The following is an 18,393-nucleotide window of genomic DNA, read 5'->3' as shown; positions in this document are numbered from 1 at the left end:
CCCGGCAAGACGAAGATTGCGCAGATCAGTACAACGGCGTGGCCATATGCCGGGGCGTCGGCCATTGCGCCGTGATCTCGGGCTGCACCGGGCGCTCGAGATAAGTCGACAGCACGACATAGCTTCGCGTCGAGGTGACGCCGGGCGTTTCGTAGAGACGCGCCAGCAGGCCTTCGAGCGCCCTGGTGTCCTCGGTGCGGACCTTGAGAAGCATGCAGGTGTCGCCGGCCACCGAATGGATTTCCTCGACCTCAGGATATTGGGAGACGGCCATCAGCTCCGGTGTCTTGCCCCAGCCCTTGGTATCGATATGCACGAAGGTGAGCAGCGGCTTTTTCACCGCCTTCGGGTCGATGATCACAGCCGTGCCGCGGATGGCGCCGCTGCGCCGCAGGCGCTTGACCCGCTCATGCGCCGCCGGCGGCGACAGGCAGACGCGTTCGCCAAGTTCGGCGTAGCTGATCGTCGCATCCTCGACCAGCACGCCTAATATTTTTCGGTCGATTGCGTCGAGCTCTCGGGGAGCTACCTTGTTCTGCAGAACCCCATCTGTTTCTTCATCCATATCGAAATTCCTTGTTGTCGCGGAATTCAGTTCGGCCATTATGACCCGATGACGAACGCGCATCAAGCTGCAACGCTCCATCAGCCGATCCCGGCGCTGGCCTATCTCCTGACCGGCTGCATCGCCGTCATCGGCTCGAACTCGCTGGTCCTGGGTCCAATTGCTCCGGCAGTCGCCGCATCCTTCGGCACCAGCGTGCCGGCGGTGATTGCCGCGTCGGCCGCCTTCGGCCTCGGCACTTCGGCCAGCGCGTTGTTCCTCGCCCGCTATATCGACGGCGTCGGCGCCCGCCGCATGCTGCAGGGCGCGCTGCTTCTTCTGGCCGTCGGGCTTCTCGCCAGCGCGCTGGCGCCGACGGTGATCATGCTGGTCGCGGCCCAGGCCGTCGCCGGCATCGCCGCCGGCGTCGCCATGCCGGCCATCTATGCCAGTGCAGCGGCAATTGCGCCGCCCGGCCGCGAAAGCGGCACGATCGGCGTCGTGCTGACCGGCTGGACGGTCTCCATGGTGGCCGGCGTGTCGCTGTCGGCCGTGCTTGCCGATCTCGTGCACTGGCGCGCCGTCTTCGCCGCCGTCGCGGTGCTTTCCGCCATTGCGCTTGCTGCCTTGTCGATGACCTCGCTCAGCGACGTCAGGAAGAGCGGCCCGGCACCGTCGCCGTTCGTTGCGCTGGCCATTCCGGGGATCGTGCCGCTGCTCATCGCCTGCACCGCCTTCATGACCGCTTTTTACGGCGTCTACGGCTATCTCGGCGATCATCTGCACCAGGATCTGGGCGAGCCCGTCAGCGCCAATGCGCTGGCCGCGCTCGCCTATGGCGCCGGCTTCGGCGCCGCGGCCTTCCTCGACGGCGTCATCGACCGCATCGGCGCGCGGCGCGTCATGCCCTTCGCCTATCTGCTGGTCGCCGTCGTCTATGTCGCCATCGCGCTCGCAAGCAGCAATTTCGTGCTGATCCTGGCTATGATCGCCATATGGGGCCTTGCCAATCATTTCGGCCTGAACGTGCTGGTGATGCGCCTTACCGCGCTCGATCCGTCGCGCCGTGGCACCATCATGGGCCTGAACAGTTCGGTCACCTACCTCGCCGTCTTCATCGGCACCACCAGCTTCGGGCCGCTTTATTCATCGTTCGGCTTTGCCATCTGCGCGATCGTCGCCGCCGTGCTGATGCTGGTTGCGGCAGCAGCGGGTCATGGCGGTCGCCTCCGCCCATCAAGCCGTAAAGCTTGCGTCCTCATCCCGTCCTTCGCTAGAGCTTGGCTTGCCATGCGAGCCCCGCCCGGATGAAGACGACGCTTGAAACCACTGCCGACCCCTCGTCAGACGACCTCGCCTTCCTGGCCGAGCGGCTGACGGCGTTCAATGACGGCGATGTCGGCCCCTCCGGCCGCAAGCCGATCGCGGTCTTCGTTCGTGGCGAGCACGGCGCTGTCGTCGCCGGCATTTCGGGATACACCGCCTGGGGCTGGCTCTATGTGCAATGGCTGTGGGTCGACGAACGCCTGCGCGGCCAGCATATGGCCGGCGACATGCTGGACGCTGCCGAGCGCGAAGCAGTCGCCCGGGGCTGCCAGAACGCCTGGATCGACACGTTCAATCCGACAGCGGCCAAAGTCTATGAGCGGCAAGGCTACCGGCGTTTCGGCGAGCTGCCTGACTTTCCCATCGGCCGCAGCCGCATCTTCCTGCAGAAGAAGCTCTAACCTGCCAGCCGCCCGCCTTGCATCGGCCGCGGCACGCCGGTGGTGCTGGGAAAGCTGATCGGCAGGCCGCGCAGCACGCGCACGGCAAGGAAGGCAAAGCATTCGGCCTCCACCGCATCGCCTTTCCAGCCCAGTGTCTCGGCCTGCACAACCTCGACGTTGGCGCGCCTCGCCAGCATCGCCATCATCGTCGGGTTGCGGCGGCCGCCGCCACTGACCGCCAGCCGCTTCGGCCGGCGCGGCAACAAATCGAGCGCCTTGCCGACGGCCGAGACGGTGAAGGCCGTCAGCGTCGCCGCCCCATCCTCTGCGCCGAGGCCGTCGGCCATGGCGGCGCCGAAGTCGAAACGGTCGAGCGATTTCGGATAGGGCTTGGTCAGATACGGATGCTGGAGCAATTTGGCCAGCCGCACTTCATCGACGGTGCCGGCCGCGCCCAGTGCGCCGTCGCGGTCCATCTCGCCGAGGCCGTTTGCCTTGATGAAATCGTTGAGCGGCGCGTTGGCCGGGCCAGTGTCGAAGGCGACGATGTTGTCCTTGCCGTCCCACCAAGTGACGTTGCCGACACCGCCGAGATTGAGCACAGCGGTGTCCCCGCTGGCGTCGGCTTCCCTCAAAAGCGCCGCGTGGTAGGCAGCCGCCAGTGGTGCGCCCTGGCCGCCAGCGCGCACATCGTCCGAGCGGAAATCATAGGCGACCTTGGCGCCCAAAATGGAATGCATCAGCGCGCCATCGCCCAACTGGCGCGTATCGCCGCGCCGCCCGGGTTGCGGGGCACGATGCAGCACGGTTTGGCCGTGAAAACCGACCACGCCGATATCGCCCATGGTCAGGCCGTAGCTTTCGACAAGGTCCTTCACCGCCGCCGACTGCGCCCGCGTCAGCGCCTCCTCGGCTTCGGCAAAGATCGCCGGCTCCGGCCCGTCGAAATTCCACACCCGGGCCTGACGCAGCGTCTCCTCCAGCAAGGCACGGATCGCTGCGGGGTAGGGGGCCAGCGTATAGGTGCCGAAATCGGCGATCCGCTCGCCATCGGTCTTGATCAGCGCCACGTCGATATTGCCGTCAAGCACGGTGCCGGTCATCAGGCCGACGGCCCAGATTGGTTCCACGGTCGACTCCCTTGCGACACCGTTTGCGATTCCAACGCAATCACCTGTCGGACGGATTGTCTCGCCAGGCAAGACCCTGGCCGCGGTCGATTGCTCCGAACCTGCCGGCAGGGTTTTTCACCGAACAGCGAAAATCGAGCAACGCCGTTCTTGCGTCTCGCCGCTCAAGACGCCAGCTATGAGACGAACACGTCATCGCCAAGGAGAAACGACATGGCATCCGAAGTCGCAGTGATCGCCGGCGCGGGTGCGGGCCTGAGCGCCTCTTTGGCACGCCTTCTCACCACGGAAGGCTATGGTGTGGTGCTGGCCGCCCGCAACACGGCCAAACTCGCGGCGCTGGTCGGGGAAACCGGCGCGCTGGCCGTCGAAACCGACGTCGCCGATCCGGCCTCCGTCGCCGGCCTGTTTGACGCCGCCGACAAGCAAGGCCCGCTGGCCCTTGCCGTCTTCAATGCCAGCGGCCGCACGCGCGGCCCGATCGCCGAGGTCGATCCCGATGCGGTCAAACAAGCCTTGCTTGTCGGCGCCTATGGCGGCTTCCTGGTCGGCCAGCAAGCGGCGCGGCGGCTGCTTGCGCGCGGCTCCGGTTCGATTCTTTTCACCGGCGCCTCCGCCAGCATCAAGGGCTTTCCCAACTCCGCCGGCTTTGCCATGCCGAAATTCGGCCTGCGCGGTCTGGCTCAGTCGATGGCGCGCGAACTCTTCCCGAAGAACATCCATGTCGCCCATTTCATTATCGACGGCCAGATCGAGCCGGTCGGGACGAAGCCCGAGCGACCGGACAGCCAGCTGTCGCCCGATGCGATCGCGCAGACCTATCTCGCGACCCATCGCCAGCATCGCAGCGCCTGGAGCTTCGAGGTCGAGCTGCGGCCCTTTGTCGAGACATTCTGACCGGTCCGGCGTGACCGTTCTCGCAATTGCGAAATCTTTGAGAGAATATTCCCGGCTTCGTGTTTGAGAAGAAATGCGGTTCTTTGATCCGGCAAGCAGCATTGCCGATGATGTCGTCAAGGCTTGGTATTCCACCTCGCCGCAATGACTTCAGGATTACGAGGGATCGACAATGTCCGAACGCGGAAACGCTTCCAGCTCTCTTCTTTTTTCAGCCATCAGCCGGCGAGCTGCCCTTGCGGCACTTTTTGCCTCGGCCGTCACGCTTGCCGGTCTGGCTCAGCCGACGCCGTCCTTCGCCGAGGACAAGAAGTCTATCAAGGTCGGCATCATCAGCGGCGAGGATGAGGATGTCTGGCGCGTCGTCGTCGCCCAGGCCGCCGAAAAAGGCCTGACCGTCGAGACCGTGGTGTTCAACGACTACACCCAGCCCAACGAGGCGCTCGAGCGCGGCGAGATCGACGCCAACGCCTTCCAGCACCAGCCCTATCTCGACAACCAGATCAAGACCCAAGGGTACCACATCGTGCGCGTCGGCTACACCGGCGTCTGGCCGATCGGCCTCTACTCCAAGAAATACACCAAGGTTGCCGACCTGCCCGAAGGCGCCGTCATCGGCTTGCCCAACGACCCCTCGAATGAGGGCCGCGCGTTGCGCGTTCTGCAGAAGGAAGGCGTGATCAAGCTGAAGGACGGCACCGGCATCCTGGCGACCACCGCCGACATTGCCGAGAACCCGAAGAAGGTCGTCATCAAGGAACTGGATGCCGGCATTGTCGGGCGCTCGGTCGAGGATCTCGACGCGGCTGTCGTCAACACCGACTGGGCGCTGAAGAGCGGTCTCGGCCCGGACAACCGCATCGCCCAGGAGCCAGTGGCCGACAACCCCTACCGCAACTTCATCGCCGTGAAATCCGGCAACGAGAACGAGGCGTGGGTGAAGACGCTGGTCGCGTCCTACCAGAACGAGGCGGTCAAGGCCGAGTTCGACAAGGTCTACAAGGGCACCGGGATCAGCGCCTATTGATTGGCGCCTGGTTGTCAGGAGCAGGCGGCCCGCTGTTGAGCGGGCCGCTGTCGCATTTGTCGAGCGTTGAAACGGACAGTGAGATGAACCAGCACGTCACGGCCGAGGCATCCGGTCCGGTCAATATATCGGCCGGGCAAGAAGATGTCGTACGCCTGGTCGACCTCAAGCGCCGCTTTGGCGCGACGCCTGCGCTCGACGGCGTCTCGCTGACGGTGAAGAAGGGCGAGATCCTCGGCATCATCGGCCGCAGCGGCGCCGGCAAGTCGACGCTGATCCGCTGCCTCAACGGGCTGGAGCGGCCGGACTCCGGCGACGTCTTCATCGAGGGCCGCGAGATCGGCCGGCTCGGCGAGCGTGAATTGCAGCCGCTGCGGCGTCGCATCGGCATGATCTTCCAGCACTTCAATCTGCTGTCGGCCAAGACCGTGGAGGACAATGTCGCGCTGCCGCTGAAGATCGAGGGCCGCCCAAAGGCCGAACGGCTGGCGCGCGCCGCCGAATTGCTCGACCTCGTCGGCCTGTCGGAGAAGGCGAAGGCCTATCCGTCCTCGCTGTCGGGCGGCCAGAAGCAGCGCGTCGGCATCGCCAGGGCGCTGGCCGCGCGGCCGGCGCTGCTGCTGTCCGACGAGGCGACCTCAGCGCTCGATCCGGAGACGACGCGCTCCATCCTGGCCTTGCTGAAAGACATCAACCGGCAGCTCGGCCTCACCATCCTGCTTATCACCCACGAGATGGAGGTGATCCGCTCGATCGCCGACCGCGTCGCGGTGATCGATGCCGGGCGCATCGTCGAACAAGGCCCGGTGTGGTCGGTCTTTGCCGAGCCGCGTTCCGAAATCACCAGGAGCCTGCTCGGCGGCATCCGCCCGCAACTGCCGGCCGAGATTGCCGGCCGGCTTGCTTCCGGAGGCGGCGCCGAGCTCATCCTCAGGGTCGACGTCGCAGGTGAGGCCGCGCGCGGTCCGCTGCTGTCCGATCTTGCGGTGGCCGTGCCGGGGCCTTTCCGCCTCGTCCATGGTGGCATCGACCATGTCCAGCAGCAGCCGGTCGGCACGCTGTTCCTTGCGGTCGCGGGCAACGATCCGAAACATCTGTCCAAAGTAATCGCATTCCTGAAGGCCCGCGACGCACGGGTGGAGGTGCTTGGCCATGTCGCCGGTTCTGTTTGAACTTCTGCTGCGCTCGATCTGGGAGACGGTCCTGATGACGGCGGCATCGGGCCTCATCTCGCTCGTCTTCGGGCTGCCGCTCGGCCTGGCATTGATTGCCACCGAGCGCGGCGGCATTGCCGAAAGCCTGTGGGTGAACCGCGCGCTCGGCGCCGTCATCAACGGCTTCCGCTCGGTGCCTTTCATCATCCTTCTGGTGGCGCTGATCCCGGTGACGCGGCTGATCGTCGGCACCTCGATCGGCACCTGGGCGGCGATCGTGCCGTTGTCGATTGCGGCGACGCCCTACTATGCCCGCATCGCCGAAGTGTCGCTGCGCGAGGTCGATCGCGGCCTGATCGAGGCGGCGCGCGCCATGGGCGGCAACCGCTGGACCATCATCCGCGAGGTGCTGGTGCCCGAAGCATTGCCCGGCATCGTCGCCGGTTTCACGGTGACGCTGGTAACGCTGATCGGCGCCTCGGCCATGGCCGGCGCCATCGGTGCCGGCGGGCTTGGCGACCTCGCCATCCGCTACGGCTACCAGCGTTTTGAGACCAGCGTCATGGTCGCCGTGGTCATTGTGCTGATCATCCTCGTTTGCGGCATCCAGTGGGTCGGTGACCGGCTGGTCGCCAGGCTGGACCGGCGCGGATGAGCGCCACGAACGTTATTTGCCGGCAGGCTGCCAAACGCAGCGCCGGCTTTCTCTATCGGCGCCGAGATTGGATTGCGCGTTGCTTTGATCGGACCGGCCTGCGTGCCACCGTGACAGCGGAACAAGGAGCTTGACCATGCCCAGGATCGTACCCGTGCTTGATCTCGGCCGTCTCGAACAGGGCGCTTCCGAGCGGCGAACGTTTCTCTTCGACCTGCGCACGGCCGCGCGCGATGTCGGCTTCTTCTATTTGACCGGCCACGGCATATCGGCTGCGGATACCGCAGAAGTGCTCGACGCCTCGCGCCGGTTCTTTGCCTTGCCGGAAGCCGACAAACTGGCGATCGAAATGGTGAAGTCCTCGCAGTTCCGCGGCTATACGCGCGCCGGCGGCGAGCTGACCAAAGGCAAGGCCGACTGGCGCGAACAGCTCGACATCGGCGTCGAACGCCCGGCCATCGAACAAGGCCCCGGCGTGCCCGCCTGGACGCGGCTGCAAGGGCCCAACCAGTGGCCGGCCACGCTGCCCGAGCTGAAGCCGGCGCTACTCGCATGGCAGGCCAAGGCGACGGCGGTGGCGATCCGGCTGCTCCGGGCCTTCGCTTTGTCGCTCGATCAGGCCGAGGACGCCTTCGATCCCGTCTACCGGGCCGAGCCCAACCATCGCATGAAGATCGTGCGCTACCCCGGCCGCGACGCCACCGGCGACAACCAAGGCGTCGGCGCGCACAAGGATGGCGGTTTCCTGACGCTTCTGTTGCAGGACGAGAGCAAGGGGCTGCAGGTCGAATATGACGGTGCCTGGGTCGACGTCGATCCGCTGCCCGACACGCTGGTGATCAACATCGGCGAACTGCTCGAGCTGGCCTCCAACGGGTATCTGAGAGCAACGGTCCACCGCGTGGTAACGCCACCGGCCGGTGTCGAGCGGATTTCGGTGCCCTTCTTCTTCAGCGCCCGGCTCGACGCCACGATCCCGCTGCTCAACCTGCCCGAGGAACTGGCGGCCGAGGCGCGGGGTCCGGCCAGCGATCCCGACAATCCGCTGTTTCGCAATGTCGGTACCAATGTGCTGAAGAGCCGCCTGCGCTCGCATCCCGACGTGGCGCGCCGGCACTACGCCGATCTCCTGGAAACCGGCGCTCAGCCGGCTGAAATCTTGGAAGACAAGAACGAAATTTCCGCATCCCGCATTGTTTTAGAAAGCCGTTCGTCGCCAACCGCAGCGAATGCGCGCATATAGGAATTATCGTTCGGCGGTTTCCTCCCATTCCACCGAACGGTGTTCCCCTCTGAAGGTTCTTGACCTTCTTTTGGCCGGGCTGCTTTCGCGCCCGGCCTTTTTTATGTCAATAGCTCTTCTTTCTTCCCCACAAGGGGAGAAGGAAGAGGCGCCAGGGGACTTCACCCAAACTTCGGATCAAGGCTGCCCGACTTGTAGCGCTTGGCCATCTCAGCTACCGGCAGCGGCTTGATCTTCTGGGCATTGCCGGCGGTGCCGAACTGCTCGAAGCGCTCCTTGCACAGTTTGCGCATCGCGGCCATGGCCGGCGTCAGGTATTTGCGCGGATCGAACTCGCTCGGGTTTTCGGTCAGCACCTTGCGGATGGCGCCGGTCAGCGCCATGCGGTTGTCGGTGTCGATGTTGATCTTGCGCACGCCGTGCTTGATGCCGCGCTGGATCTCTTCCACCGGCACGCCCCAGGTCGGCTTCATCTGGCCGCCATATCTATTGATGATTTCCTGCAGGTCCTCGGGCACCGAGGACGAGCCGTGCATGACCAGATGCATGTTGGGCAGGCGGCGGTGGATTTCCTCGATGACGTTCATCGCCAGCACCGCGCCGTCCGGCTTGCGTGAGAATTTGTAGGCGCCGTGGCTGGTGCCCATGGCGACAGCCAGCGCATCGACATGGGTGTCCTTGACGAACTCGACCGCCTGTTCCGGATCGGTCAAGAGCTGGTCGTGGCTGATGGCGCCTTCGACGCCGTGGCCGTCTTCCTGCTCGCCGCCGCCGCTCTCAAGCGAACCGAGCACACCGATCTCGCCTTCCACCGACACGCCGCCCCAATGCGCCATGTCGACGACGCGCCGGGTGATGCCGGAATTGTAGGCATAGTCGGCCGGCGTCTTGCCGTCCTCTTTCAGCGAGCCGTCCATCATCACCGAGGTGAAGCCGTACTGGATGGCGGTGACGCAGGTGGCTTCGTTGTTGCCATGGTCGAGATGCATGCAGACCGGGATGTCGGGGTGGATTTCGACCAGCGCGTCGATCAGCTTGGCCAGCACCACATCATTGGCGTAGGCGCGGGCGCCGCGGCTGGCCTGCAGGATGACCGGCGACTTGGTCTCCTCGGCCGCCTCCATGATGGCGAGGCCCTGTTCCATATTGTTCATGTTGAAGGCGGGTACGCCGTAGCCGTATTCGGCGGCGTGGTCGAGCAATTGTCTCAGTGTTATGCGAGCCACCCAATAGTCTCCCGTATCTGGTTTCAAGCGCAACGTCGCGGGCCGGCCGGTTGCCGGCCTAGATGCTTCTGGCCGGATTTCGCCAGAACCGCAACCGTCAGCCGCCATCGAGGCCGCAATTCTTGTTGCAGGGGCAAAATCCGGTAGCCAGCCGGTGAGGCGCCAATCTCCCCCTTGAGGGCCCGTTGCGTTATAGGCTTTGGGCGTGGAGAGAGACGGCAAGGGCTGCGAGGTGGTTTCCGGCGCTGGTTTGTGGCCAGATGGGGGTAGGAGTTGGCGTATTCGGCGGATTTCGGGCGCAGTGCGACCCTAGATCAGGTCGCCAGCGTCACCCAGCGACGCATGTTGAAGGCCATGGCGGCGATGAGAACCTGTCCTGCCGCCTTGGCCAGACCGCGATAGCGGATGGCGCAAAGTCGCATGCGGTTCTTCAAGGTGGCGAAGGTCGTCTCGACGGCAAAATGTTGCCGGGCGATCAGTTGGTTGAACTGCTTCAGGCGCGCCGGCAGGCGCGGATGATGCTTGTTGGCCCGCCGCATCAGCCGCGGCTTGATCCCGCGCTGCCTCAGCGACAGCTCGCGCGCCTTGGTGTGATAGGCCGCATCCGCCAGCACCGCGCCTTCGTCGCCACAGATCAGATGATCCGCCTCGACCGTGTCGTTGACGTTGGCTGCTGTCGTCCTCACCCGGCGGATCAGACCAGAACCCTGGTCGACGCCGACATGGGCCTTGTAGCCGTAGGAGGAGCCAGGCTTGCCCTGCCGGCGTGTAAAGCCGGCATCGGGATCGCCGGCATCGCCCGCTTCGTGCGCGGCCCCACTGGGCGGCCGTGCCGCCGCCGTCTCGATCACCGTGGCATCGAGCATCGTGCCGCGCCGCAGGATCAGCCCGGCCTTGTCCAGTTGATGGTCCAGTTCGCCAAACAGCTTCTCCAGAAGCCCGGCCTCCACGAGAAGATTGCGAAAGCGGTTGAGCGTGGTGTGGTCGGGCACCGTCTCCTCGAGCGTCAGTCCAACGAAGCGGCGGAACGACAGCCGATCGGCGAGCGCCTCCTCCAGTTCGTTGTCCGACAGCCCATACAAGGATTGCAGCAGAAGCGCCTTGAACATCACCAGCGAATTGTACGCAGGCCGCCCCGGCCCAGTTGGCGAGCGCAGCCGCGCCAGGATCTTCTCGAAGCGATACCACTTCACCAGCGACGACAGCCGGTCCAGTCGTCCGCTCCGACCAAGACCCTGCGGCAGCAGAGCCTCTACAAAACTGAACTGACCGCTCGGCTTTGTCGTCATCGCAAAATCCCCGTTTCAAAAACAGGGAATCACATCCACCCAATTTTGCAACAGTCCCCTTGAGGGGGAGATGGCCGGCAGGCCAGAGGGGGTCGGTTCGACTGGAGCGCTAGCGTCATCTGTCGGTGCTGGGAGGTCGCGTCAGGACGCGCCGACCCCCTCTGTCGCCTTTGGCGACATCTCCCCCTCAAGGGGGGAGATTATCCGCGTTCGGGGAACATCGCCTTCAACCCTTCGCGCGAAGCCTTGGCCACACCGCGCTCGGTGATCAGCCCCGTCACCAGCCGTGCCGGCGTCACGTCAAATGCCGGATTTGCCGCCGGCGTCGCTTCGGGCGAAACCCGAACCTGCGCGATCTTGCCGTCCGCCGTCTTGCCCCAGACCAGCGACACCTCGTCACCGGAGCGTTCCTCGATCGGGATTTCGGTGAGGCCATCACCCACCGTCCAGTCGATGGTCGGCGAGGGCAGAGCGACGTAGAAGGGCACCTCATTATCGGAGGCGGCGAGCGCCTTGAGATAGGTGCCGATCTTGTTGCAGACGTCGCCATTGGCCGTGGTGCGGTCGGTGCCCACGATCACCATGTCGACCGCGCCACGCTGCATCAGATGGCCGCCGGCATTGTCGACGATCAGCGTGTGCGGCACGCCGTGGCCGGCCATCTCCCAGGCGGTCAGCTGGGCGCCCTGGTTGCGCGGGCGCGTCTCGTCGACATAGACATGGACCGGAATGCCGGCCTCGATGGCGAGATAGATCGGCGACGTGGCGGTGCCGTAATCGACCGTCGCCAGCCAACCGGCGTTGCAATGGGTGAGGATGTTGACCGGCTCGCCCGGCTTCTTGCGTGCCGCGATCTCCTTGATGATGGCAAGCCCGTTCTCGCCGATGGCGCGATTGAGATCGACATCCTCGTCGGCGATTTCGGCAGCGCGCTTATAGGCCGCCTCCGCGCGCTGTCCCAATACGATCGGCTTGAGGAACCGCCGCATCTCGTCCAGCGCCCAGCGTAGATTGATCGCAGTCGGCCGCGTCTTGTGCAGCGTCTCCCAGACCGCGTCGAGCGCTTCGTCAGACGGATCGTCCGCCATCTGGATGGCGACGCCGTAGGCCGCGGTGACGCCGATCAGCGGCGCGCCACGAACCCACATGTCACGGATCGCGGTGGCGATGCCGGCAACGCTCCCGATCGTCTCGACCCGGAACTCGTGCGGCAGCCAGCGCTGGTCGATGATCTCGACCGAACGCTGGTCGTCGCTCAGCCAGATGGTGCGGTAGTGGCGCTCGCCGACGTTCAAATCCTGCTCTCCCGTTCGATCAAAGCGGCCAGATTATTGACCTCGTCCATGCCGTGAATCTGGCGCCGGTTGACGGCGATGTGACGGCCGAATTTCAGCGCCTTGGCCTCGCAGGAGGCTCGCAGATCCTCGTCCTCGATGGTCTCGAAATCGGCATTGTGGGCGAGGCCGAGGATGCGCCGGTGCACCTCGATGCCGGCAAAGCCCAAGAGGTCGGTCCAGATCTGGTGCAGCACATGGTCGAGCGCCTGCTCCGAGGCGAGAATGTCGCCCTGATCCTCGAACAGGCTCTTCTGGTAAAGCATGCCGGTGCGCTCGGTGCGCCATAGATGCGAGAACTCGGCGCGGAACACCGTCCAGGTGTCGTTGGTCACCCCGAGCAGATAGGCACGCATGGCGTCACGCTTGCCCTTCTGTTCATGGCCGCGCTGCGAGAAGTAGGACATCCAAAAATTGGCGAGCAGCATGCCGACGTCGAAGGCCATCGGACCGTAGAAGGCGAATTCCGGATCGATCATCCGCGTCTCGGTGTCGGTGACCATGATCGAGCCCGAATGCAGGTCGCCATGCAGCAGCGTCTCGGCATTGGCGGCGAAGATATGCTTCAGCCGCTGCGCTTCGACCTTGAGGTCGCGGTCGGCACGCAGTTCGGCAACCAGACCGTCGAGCTGCGGCGAGGTGTGCCGGTTCAGCTTGGCGTCGAAATAGGGATCGGAAAACACCAGGTCTTCGGTGATGCCGCAGAGTTCGACATTGTCGGCAAACAGCGCCAGGTCGGCCTTGCGGTCCTTGGTCGGCATGGAGAGATCAGAGCCGCAGAACAAAGTGCGGGCCATGAACAGGCCGATGTCGCGGGCGATATTTGGCAACTCGCGGCCGTCGATCAGGGCACGGCGCAGGATGATGTGCGGCGGCGCCAGATATTCCATGATGATCAGCGCCTGGGCTTCGTCGAAATGGAGGATCGCCGGCACCGAACCCGGCGCGCGCGCCTCTTGCCGCGTCAGCGCGTGATATTCGAAGAAGGAACGTTTCAAGGGCAGCGGCCAGCTGTCGCCGACGAGGCGAACATAGGGCAGGGCTTGCTTGACGACCGCCGCACCCGAGCCGCCTTCGACGATGAAGACGAGGTTCAGATTGCCGTCGCCGACCTCGCGCACCTTCCAAGGGCCCTTGCCGATTTTGGCGCACAGCGCTTCGTTCGTACCGAGGCGCGTTGCAAGCGTCTCCACCGACAGTGCTTCAAACGGCAATTTCGCAGTCATTCCTCACCCTCCCGCTTGCTCGCTCCAATCATAGTGGAGCGATGGCGGTGAGGCCAAGCTAGGAAGCTGACTGGCAATTGTCAATCGAGTTGACAATTGATGACGTAGCCCATAGCGTCATCGTCAGGGAGGAACGAATGGGCAATGATGCCGTGTTCCGAGTGGACGGGCTGAGGAAATCCTTCGGCCATATCGAGGTGCTTGGCGGCGTCTCGCTCGAATTGCATGCCGGTGAGATCACTGTGCTGATGGGCGCCAATGGCGCCGGCAAGTCCACCCTCGTCAAAATCATCAGCGGCGTCTACGACCATGACGGCGGCATCATGCACCTCGCTGGCGGCAACTTTGCGCCGAACACGCCGGCAGAGGCGATCCGCGCCGGTGTCGTTACCGTGCACCAAAACATCAATGACGGCGTCGTCGCCGATCTCGATGTCGCCACCAATCTGACGCTCGACCGGCTGAGCGGCAAGGGCGCGCCGCTGCTGTTCAACCCCGGCCGGGTGCGCCGCGAAGCCAAAGCGGTGGCCGACCGCATGGGGCTCGCCATCGACCTCAAGGCCCGCATCAGCGACCTGTCGCTGGCCGATCGCCAGATGGTGGCCATCGCGCGCGCCATGGCGCACCAGCCGAAAGTGCTGATCCTCGACGAGCCGACCTCGTCGCTGTCCAGCGCCGAGGCCGACCGGCTGTTTGCGCTGCTCGACCGCTTGCGCGAGCAGGGCGTCGCCATCCTCTACATCTCGCATCGCATGTCGGATATCAGGCGGCTGGCCGACCGCATCGTCTCGATGCGCGATGGCGTCATCTCAGGCGTCTTCGATAGCAAGCCTCTCGACTATGAGGGCGCCGTTAACGCCATGCTCGGCCGCAAGATCCATCTTGACCGCATCGAAGCCAGGAGTTCTGCCGAGCCGATCCTGACCGTCGTTGCCTTCCGCATCGCCCCTGGTGCCCGGCCATTCTCGCTGACTCTCGGCGACGGCGAGGTCGTTGCCATTACCGGCCTCGTCGGCGTCGGCAAGACAGCGCTCGCCGAGACGCTGTTCGGCCTGCGCAAGCCGCTGTCCGGTACGATGACTTTATATGGCAAGCCCTATGCGCCTGGGTCGACGGGCGAAGCCATCGCCGCCGGCGTATTTCTGGTCGCCAAGGACCGTGGCGAAAACGGCATCGTCGGCGGCTTCAACATCCAGGAAAACATCAGCCTGCCCTTCCACAAGCGCATGTCGCGCTTTTCAGTTCTCAAACGCGGCCTTGAACGCACTATTGCCCGCCGGCAGATCGAGGATCTCGGCATCGTCTGCCGCTCGGAGAAGGGCGACATGACCACTCTGTCGGGCGGCAACCAGCAGAAGGTGATGGTGGCCCGCTGGATGGCGCAGGACGCCCGATTGTTCATTCTCGACGAACCGTTCCAGGGCGTCGATATCTCCGCCAGGCGCGACATCGCCGCCAAGCTGAGGGCCAGCGCCAATGGCCGCGCCACGCTGCTGTTCGTCACCGAACTCGACGAGGCACTGGAGACGGCCGATCGCATATTGGTGATGTCCGAGCAGACCATCGTCGGCGAACACCGCAACGCCGATGTCGATCTCGACCGTCTGCTGGCCGAAGTCGCGGGCGGGCCGTTGCACAGTGCGGCCTGAGCCACGATGATTGAAGAACTGAGGGTTGGAATGGAGTGCACGGGTTTGAGTTGGGTATTGACGGCGGGCGCTGAATGATGCTGCGCGATTACGCTATCCGCTACGGGTTCATCGTGCTTCTGTTCGGGCTGATCGCGTATTTCGCCATCGCCGCCGACGGGTTCGTCTCGCCGCAAAGTGCCGTCTTCATTTTCCAGTCGGTCGCCATCACCGGCGTGCTGGCGCTGGGCGTCACCGCCACACTGGTTGTCGGCGGCTTCGATCTCTCGATCGGCTCGGTTGCCACATCGGCCATGATGGCGGCTGCCTATGTCATGGTGGTGCTGGAGCAGAACGTTGTCGTCGCTGTCCTCATCTGCCTGCTCATCGGCGCCCTTGTCGGCCTCATCAATGGCTGGCTGATCGTCTATATGCGCGTGCCCGATCTGCTGGCGACGCTCGGCATGATGTTCCTGCTCGTCGGCCTCCAGCGCATCCCGACTGAAGGACGCTCCATCGCCACCGGTATGACAATGCCGGACGGCTCGGTCGCCAACGGCAAATTCTCCGACGCCTTCCTGGCGCTCGGCCGCCACCGCTTCGACTTCTTCATCCCGAACCTCATTCCGGTCTCGGTGGTCGTGCTGATCGTGCTCGCCGTGCTGATCTGGTTCTTCCTCGAATACACACGCTTCGGCCGCATGATGTATGCGGTGGGCAGCAATGAACGGGCCGCCGAACTCGCCGGCGCGCCTGTCAAGGCATACAAAATCTGGGCCTACGTCATTTCAGGAGTTTTTGCCTCGATCGGCGGGATTTTGCTGGCCGCACGGCTTGGACGCGGTGACATCGCGTCGGGTAATAATCTGCTGCTCGATGCGGTTGCCGCGGCGCTGATCGGCTACGCGGTGCTCGGCGCCGCCAAGCCGAACGCCTTCGGCACCGCCATCGGCGCGCTGTTCGTCGGCATCCTGCTGCAAGGCCTGACGATGATGAACGCGCCTTACTACACGCAGGATTTCGTCAAGGGCGTGGTTCTCGTCGTCGCCCTTGTCTTTACCTTCGCCCTTTCCGGCCGGGGCAGGAGATAGAATGGCTGCCGGGACAGTTTTGGGTTCAACAAACGGAGGAAAGAACGTGAACATCACAAGACGACTTTTGGGGAAGGTCGCGCTCGGATTGGCCGGCGCAACAATGCTGATGCAGGTCCCGGCCTTTGCCGCCGACAAGCCGGCGCCGTTCGACAAGCCCGGCGTCAAGATCGCGCTGGTGCGCTATCTCTCGACCGGCGATTTCTTCCAGGCCTATCTCTCGGGCGTCGAGTCCCAGTCCAAGGCGCTCGGCATCGATCTGCGCGTGCTCGACAGCCGCCAGGACGCCGCCCTTCAATCCGACATGGTCGACCAGGCCATCGCACTCGGCGTGCAGGGCATCATCATCCAGCACGGGCTGACGGAATCGATGAAGGACGCCGCCCAGCGCGCGGTCGATGCCGGCATCAAGGTCGTCGCCTTCGACGTCAATGTCGAAAACCCCAAGATCCCGCAGATCGAACAGTCCGACAAGGACCTTGCGCGCCTGGCGCTCGAGCAGGCGGTCAAGGACAATGGCGAGAGCTGGAACGCCGGCTATGTCTATGTCGCTGGCATCGCGCCGCTCGACCGCCGCAACGAGACCTGGGTCGACGTGAAGAAGAAACATGCCGGCATCAAGGAAGTCGCGATGTTCGGCACGCTCGACAACCCGATCGCCAACTCGGTCGCCAACCAGGCGCGGTCGGTGCTGCAGGCGCATCCCGACATCAATGTGATGTTCGCGCCCTATGACGAGTTCGCCAAGGGTGTGAAGATCGCCGTCGACGAGGCGGGGCTGAACAAGAAGATCAAGATCTACTCCGCCGACATCTCTACCTCGGACATCGCGGCCATGCGCGAGACCGACAGCGCCTGGGCCGCCACCGCCGCCACCAACCCTGCCGTCGTCGGCCAGGTCTCGGTGCGCGCGCTGGCGCAGCTGCTCGCCGGTGAAGATCCCGGCCACAACGTCATCGTGCCGCCGACGCTGATCACCCAGAAGGACCTGATCGACAAGGACATCAAGAACATGGAGGACCTGTCGGCCAAGCTGCCGCAATTCGCCCATGCCGATGTCGCCATGCCGGCCTGGATGCCGAACCCGAACGCGAAGTAGGATCGGTCGTCTGATAGATGCGAAGGGCGGCATGGGCCGCTCTTTTCATATTGATCGTAAGCCTGCCGGCCTACAACCAATGGTCTGGATCGCGCATCCCGTGGACAATCGCCACAGACACCATCGGGCTGCGGCTCGTAGATGATGATATAACGGCCTTCGACGAGCACGCGGGCCGTTGCGCTTAACTCGGGCCGTGCGCTGCCCATCTTGGGGTGCTGCGCCGCCAGCTCCAGTCTTTCGAAAATGCGCATCAACAGTCTGTCTGCTGCCTTTTCATTGTCGGCGGCGATGGTGTGCCAGATGTCTCGCAAATCCTGCGAAGCGCGCGGTGTGAGCCGATGGCTAGCCACGGGCGCGGCGTTCTGCCTTCAGGCTGCGAATGAACTCGGTGTGGTCGACAGCCACTGGCTTGCCGCTGCCCATCCCGTCGGCATAGGCCCGCTTCAAGTGCTGGAGTTCGAGCGTGCGCAATTCCTCGCGCTGCTCCCATAAGCGCAGGGCGTCGCGGACAATCTCGCTGTTGGAAGCATAACCGCCACCTTCGATAGCGCTTTGCAGGCGAGCTATCTGCTGCGCGGTAAGGGATATGGTGAGGGTGCGCATAGGTTCGTTTTTCATACCCACATTATAATGCAGCCAACAAGATCTAACAATATCTGTTAGGAATATGCCCCTGCATCATGACCGCCCGACGCGCACCAGCCACCGCGCCGTCCTCGCCATGCAGGCGTGCAGCACCGGAACACCATATTCGATGGCAGGCAGGTCATGCGGCGCCCTTGGCGGGATCGCCAGCATCCGCCATGCCCGCCCGGCGGCAGGCAAAGCTGCGTCCCATCAGACGGTGTCGCCAGCGCGCCGTCCTTGAAATCGCTTAGCAGCCATTGGCCTTCGCGGGTGACGAAGGTGGGAACGGAGTCGTATTTCGCCGATCCAGAGTACGCATGACATGGTTGCCGAAAGCAGCGAAACCTCATGCTCGGCGGAGCGCCCGCCGAACAGCACGCCGACACGAAGTCTCTTCGCAGCCATCGACAACTCCACCAAGGATCAGGGTCGGAGCTCGCATGCGAAACACAAGGCGCGCCCTAAAGTGGTCGAGCAATAGGCCAAGGATTGGAGTGGATTTTGACCAGTT

At 64.1% G+C, this 18,393-nt stretch carries 17 protein-coding genes and 2 pseudogenes; 10 read left to right on the top strand and 9 right to left on the bottom strand.

All coding sequences use genetic code 11. The annotated features are described in order from the left end of the window. Nucleotides 1–25: 25 nt before the first annotated feature. A complete protein-coding gene (locus tag NLY42_RS29655; protein ID WP_023687041.1) occupies nucleotides 26–565 on the bottom strand; it encodes an Lrp/AsnC family transcriptional regulator in 540 nt (179 codons plus the stop codon). Nucleotides 566–613: 48 nt separating this feature from the next. Between NLY42_RS29655 and NLY42_RS29650 the strand changes: the two genes are divergently transcribed. Together NLY42_RS29650 and NLY42_RS29645 are read left to right on the top strand one after the other, a co-directional pair. Further along, on the top strand, nucleotides 614–1,855 hold the full coding sequence (locus NLY42_RS29650) for an MFS transporter (protein ID WP_023754034.1): 1,242 nt from the start codon (nucleotides 614–616) through the stop codon (nucleotides 1,853–1,855). Further along, nucleotides 1,852–2,271, top strand: coding sequence for a GNAT family N-acetyltransferase (locus tag NLY42_RS29645; RefSeq protein ID WP_023754035.1), 420 nt, complete (start codon nucleotides 1,852–1,854; stop codon nucleotides 2,269–2,271). The genes NLY42_RS29650 and NLY42_RS29645 overlap by 4 nt, the downstream gene beginning before the upstream one ends. Here NLY42_RS29645 and NLY42_RS29640 read toward each other — a convergent pair. Continuing rightward, nucleotides 2,268–3,383, bottom strand: a complete 1,116-nt coding sequence (locus NLY42_RS29640) for an anhydro-N-acetylmuramic acid kinase (protein ID WP_023709949.1) — start codon at nucleotides 3,381–3,383, stop codon at nucleotides 2,268–2,270. The genes NLY42_RS29645 and NLY42_RS29640 overlap by 4 nt on opposite strands. A gap of 213 nt (nucleotides 3,384–3,596) precedes the next feature. Between NLY42_RS29640 and NLY42_RS29635 the strand changes: the two genes are divergently transcribed. The 5 genes from NLY42_RS29635 to NLY42_RS29615 all read left to right on the top strand — a co-directional run bounded on the left by NLY42_RS29635 (nucleotide 3,597) and on the right by NLY42_RS29615 (nucleotide 8,359). Further along, nucleotides 3,597–4,280, top strand: a complete 684-nt coding sequence (locus tag NLY42_RS29635) for an SDR family NAD(P)-dependent oxidoreductase (RefSeq protein WP_023754036.1) — start codon at nucleotides 3,597–3,599, stop codon at nucleotides 4,278–4,280. Between the two features lie 172 nt (nucleotides 4,281–4,452). Then, nucleotides 4,453–5,307: a MetQ/NlpA family lipoprotein gene (locus NLY42_RS29630; RefSeq protein ID WP_023754037.1), complete on the top strand. Its 855-nt coding sequence runs from the start codon at nucleotides 4,453–4,455 to the stop codon at nucleotides 5,305–5,307. A gap of 83 nt (nucleotides 5,308–5,390) precedes the next feature. After that, nucleotides 5,391–6,479 carry a methionine ABC transporter ATP-binding protein gene (locus tag NLY42_RS29625; protein WP_023709948.1) on the top strand — a complete coding sequence of 363 codons (1,089 nt, stop codon included), beginning with the start codon at nucleotides 5,391–5,393 and terminating at the stop codon, nucleotides 6,477–6,479. Then, entirely contained in the window at nucleotides 6,460–7,116 is a 657-nt protein-coding gene (locus tag NLY42_RS29620; RefSeq protein ID WP_023668578.1) for a methionine ABC transporter permease, read from the top strand. The genes NLY42_RS29625 and NLY42_RS29620 overlap by 20 nt, the downstream gene beginning before the upstream one ends. Before the next feature lie 136 nt (nucleotides 7,117–7,252). Beyond that, nucleotides 7,253–8,359 carry an isopenicillin N synthase family dioxygenase gene (locus NLY42_RS29615; protein WP_023687043.1) on the top strand — a complete coding sequence of 369 codons (1,107 nt, stop codon included), beginning with the start codon at nucleotides 7,253–7,255 and terminating at the stop codon, nucleotides 8,357–8,359. A 161-nt stretch (nucleotides 8,360–8,520) separates the two neighbouring features. Here NLY42_RS29615 and fba read toward each other — a convergent pair whose 3' ends face one another. The 4 genes from fba to mtnK all read right to left on the bottom strand — a co-directional run bounded on the left by fba (nucleotide 8,521) and on the right by mtnK (nucleotide 13,434). Further along, nucleotides 8,521–9,585, bottom strand: a complete 1,065-nt coding sequence (gene fba, locus NLY42_RS29610; RefSeq protein WP_023687044.1) for a class II fructose-bisphosphate aldolase — start codon at nucleotides 9,583–9,585, stop codon at nucleotides 8,521–8,523. 314 nt (nucleotides 9,586–9,899) lie between these two features. Beyond that, nucleotides 9,900–10,874 carry an IS5 family transposase gene (locus NLY42_RS29605; RefSeq protein WP_023754038.1) on the bottom strand — a complete coding sequence of 325 codons (975 nt, stop codon included), beginning with the start codon at nucleotides 10,872–10,874 and terminating at the stop codon, nucleotides 9,900–9,902. A gap of 200 nt (nucleotides 10,875–11,074) precedes the next feature. Then, the gene (mtnA, locus tag NLY42_RS29600; protein ID WP_023754039.1) at nucleotides 11,075–12,169 is read right to left on the bottom strand and encodes an S-methyl-5-thioribose-1-phosphate isomerase; all 1,095 of its coding nucleotides are present in this window, start codon (nucleotides 12,167–12,169) and stop codon (nucleotides 11,075–11,077) included. Continuing rightward, nucleotides 12,166–13,434 carry an S-methyl-5-thioribose kinase gene (mtnK, locus tag NLY42_RS29595; RefSeq protein ID WP_023754040.1) on the bottom strand — a complete coding sequence of 423 codons (1,269 nt, stop codon included), beginning with the start codon at nucleotides 13,432–13,434 and terminating at the stop codon, nucleotides 12,166–12,168. The genes mtnA and mtnK overlap by 4 nt, the downstream gene beginning before the upstream one ends. A 137-nt stretch (nucleotides 13,435–13,571) precedes the next feature. Here mtnK and NLY42_RS29590 point away from each other — a divergent pair, with 137 nt between their 5' ends. From NLY42_RS29590 to NLY42_RS29580, 3 genes are all read left to right on the top strand, one after another. Further along, a complete protein-coding gene (locus NLY42_RS29590; RefSeq protein ID WP_023754041.1) occupies nucleotides 13,572–15,083 on the top strand; it encodes a sugar ABC transporter ATP-binding protein in 1,512 nt (503 codons plus the stop codon). 74 nt (nucleotides 15,084–15,157) lie between these two features. After that, nucleotides 15,158–16,153 carry an ABC transporter permease gene (locus NLY42_RS29585; RefSeq protein WP_023687048.1) on the top strand — a complete coding sequence of 332 codons (996 nt, stop codon included), beginning with the start codon at nucleotides 15,158–15,160 and terminating at the stop codon, nucleotides 16,151–16,153. 46 nt (nucleotides 16,154–16,199) lie between these two features. Then, nucleotides 16,200–17,252 carry a substrate-binding domain-containing protein gene (locus NLY42_RS29580; protein WP_023692173.1) on the top strand — a complete coding sequence of 351 codons (1,053 nt, stop codon included), beginning with the start codon at nucleotides 16,200–16,202 and terminating at the stop codon, nucleotides 17,250–17,252. Between the two features lie 182 nt (nucleotides 17,253–17,434). On the opposite strand, the pseudogene NLY42_RS31870 reads toward NLY42_RS29580, so the two are convergent. From NLY42_RS31870 to NLY42_RS29565, 3 genes and pseudogenes are all read right to left on the bottom strand, one after another. Beyond that, nucleotides 17,435–17,605, bottom strand: a pseudogene (locus NLY42_RS31870) (type II toxin-antitoxin system RelE/ParE family toxin); the annotation flags it as partial. Then, entirely contained in the window at nucleotides 17,598–17,858 is a 261-nt protein-coding gene (locus tag NLY42_RS29570) for a ribbon-helix-helix domain-containing protein (RefSeq protein WP_023704832.1), read from the bottom strand. The gene NLY42_RS29570 and the pseudogene NLY42_RS31870, both read right to left, overlap by 8 nt. 94 nt (nucleotides 17,859–17,952) lie before the next feature. Then, a pseudogene (locus NLY42_RS29565) lies at nucleotides 17,953–18,287 on the bottom strand (D-alanine--D-alanine ligase A); the annotation flags it as partial. Nucleotides 18,288–18,393 lie beyond the last annotated feature (106 nt).

The sequence above is a fragment of the Mesorhizobium sp. C372A genome (genome assembly GCF_030323245.1).
Lineage (GTDB): Bacteria > Pseudomonadota > Alphaproteobacteria > Rhizobiales > Rhizobiaceae > Mesorhizobium.
Note: the sequence above shows the minus strand (reverse complement) of the source record. Positions and strands in the feature narration are given on the sequence as shown.

What these genes read in the sequence shown, in the direction of transcription:
- NLY42_RS29585 (WP_023687048.1), top strand. Translation starts at nt 15,158, where the DNA reads ATGATGCTGCGCGATTACGCTATCCGCTACGGGTTCATCGTGCTTCTG.
- NLY42_RS29630 (WP_023754037.1), top strand. Translation starts at nt 4,453, where the DNA reads ATGTCCGAACGCGGAAACGCTTCCAGCTCTCTTCTTTTTTCAGCCATC.
- NLY42_RS29655 (WP_023687041.1), bottom strand. Translation starts at nt 565, where the DNA reads ATGGATGAAGAAACAGATGGGGTTCTGCAGAACAAGGTAGCTCCCCGA.
- NLY42_RS29625 (WP_023709948.1), top strand. Translation starts at nt 5,391, where the DNA reads ATGAACCAGCACGTCACGGCCGAGGCATCCGGTCCGGTCAATATATCG.
- NLY42_RS29650 (WP_023754034.1), top strand. Translation starts at nt 614, where the DNA reads ATGACGAACGCGCATCAAGCTGCAACGCTCCATCAGCCGATCCCGGCG.
- NLY42_RS29570 (WP_023704832.1), bottom strand. Translation starts at nt 17,858, where the DNA reads ATGCGCACCCTCACCATATCCCTTACCGCGCAGCAGATAGCTCGCCTG.
- NLY42_RS29615 (WP_023687043.1), top strand. Translation starts at nt 7,253, where the DNA reads ATGCCCAGGATCGTACCCGTGCTTGATCTCGGCCGTCTCGAACAGGGC.
- NLY42_RS29635 (WP_023754036.1), top strand. Translation starts at nt 3,597, where the DNA reads ATGGCATCCGAAGTCGCAGTGATCGCCGGCGCGGGTGCGGGCCTGAGC.
- mtnK (WP_023754040.1), bottom strand. Translation starts at nt 13,434, where the DNA reads ATGACTGCGAAATTGCCGTTTGAAGCACTGTCGGTGGAGACGCTTGCA.
- NLY42_RS29590 (WP_023754041.1), top strand. Translation starts at nt 13,572, where the DNA reads ATGGGCAATGATGCCGTGTTCCGAGTGGACGGGCTGAGGAAATCCTTC.
- NLY42_RS29620 (WP_023668578.1), top strand. Translation starts at nt 6,460, where the DNA reads ATGTCGCCGGTTCTGTTTGAACTTCTGCTGCGCTCGATCTGGGAGACG.
- NLY42_RS29645 (WP_023754035.1), top strand. Translation starts at nt 1,852, where the DNA reads ATGAAGACGACGCTTGAAACCACTGCCGACCCCTCGTCAGACGACCTC.
- NLY42_RS29605 (WP_023754038.1), bottom strand. Translation starts at nt 10,874, where the DNA reads ATGACGACAAAGCCGAGCGGTCAGTTCAGTTTTGTAGAGGCTCTGCTG.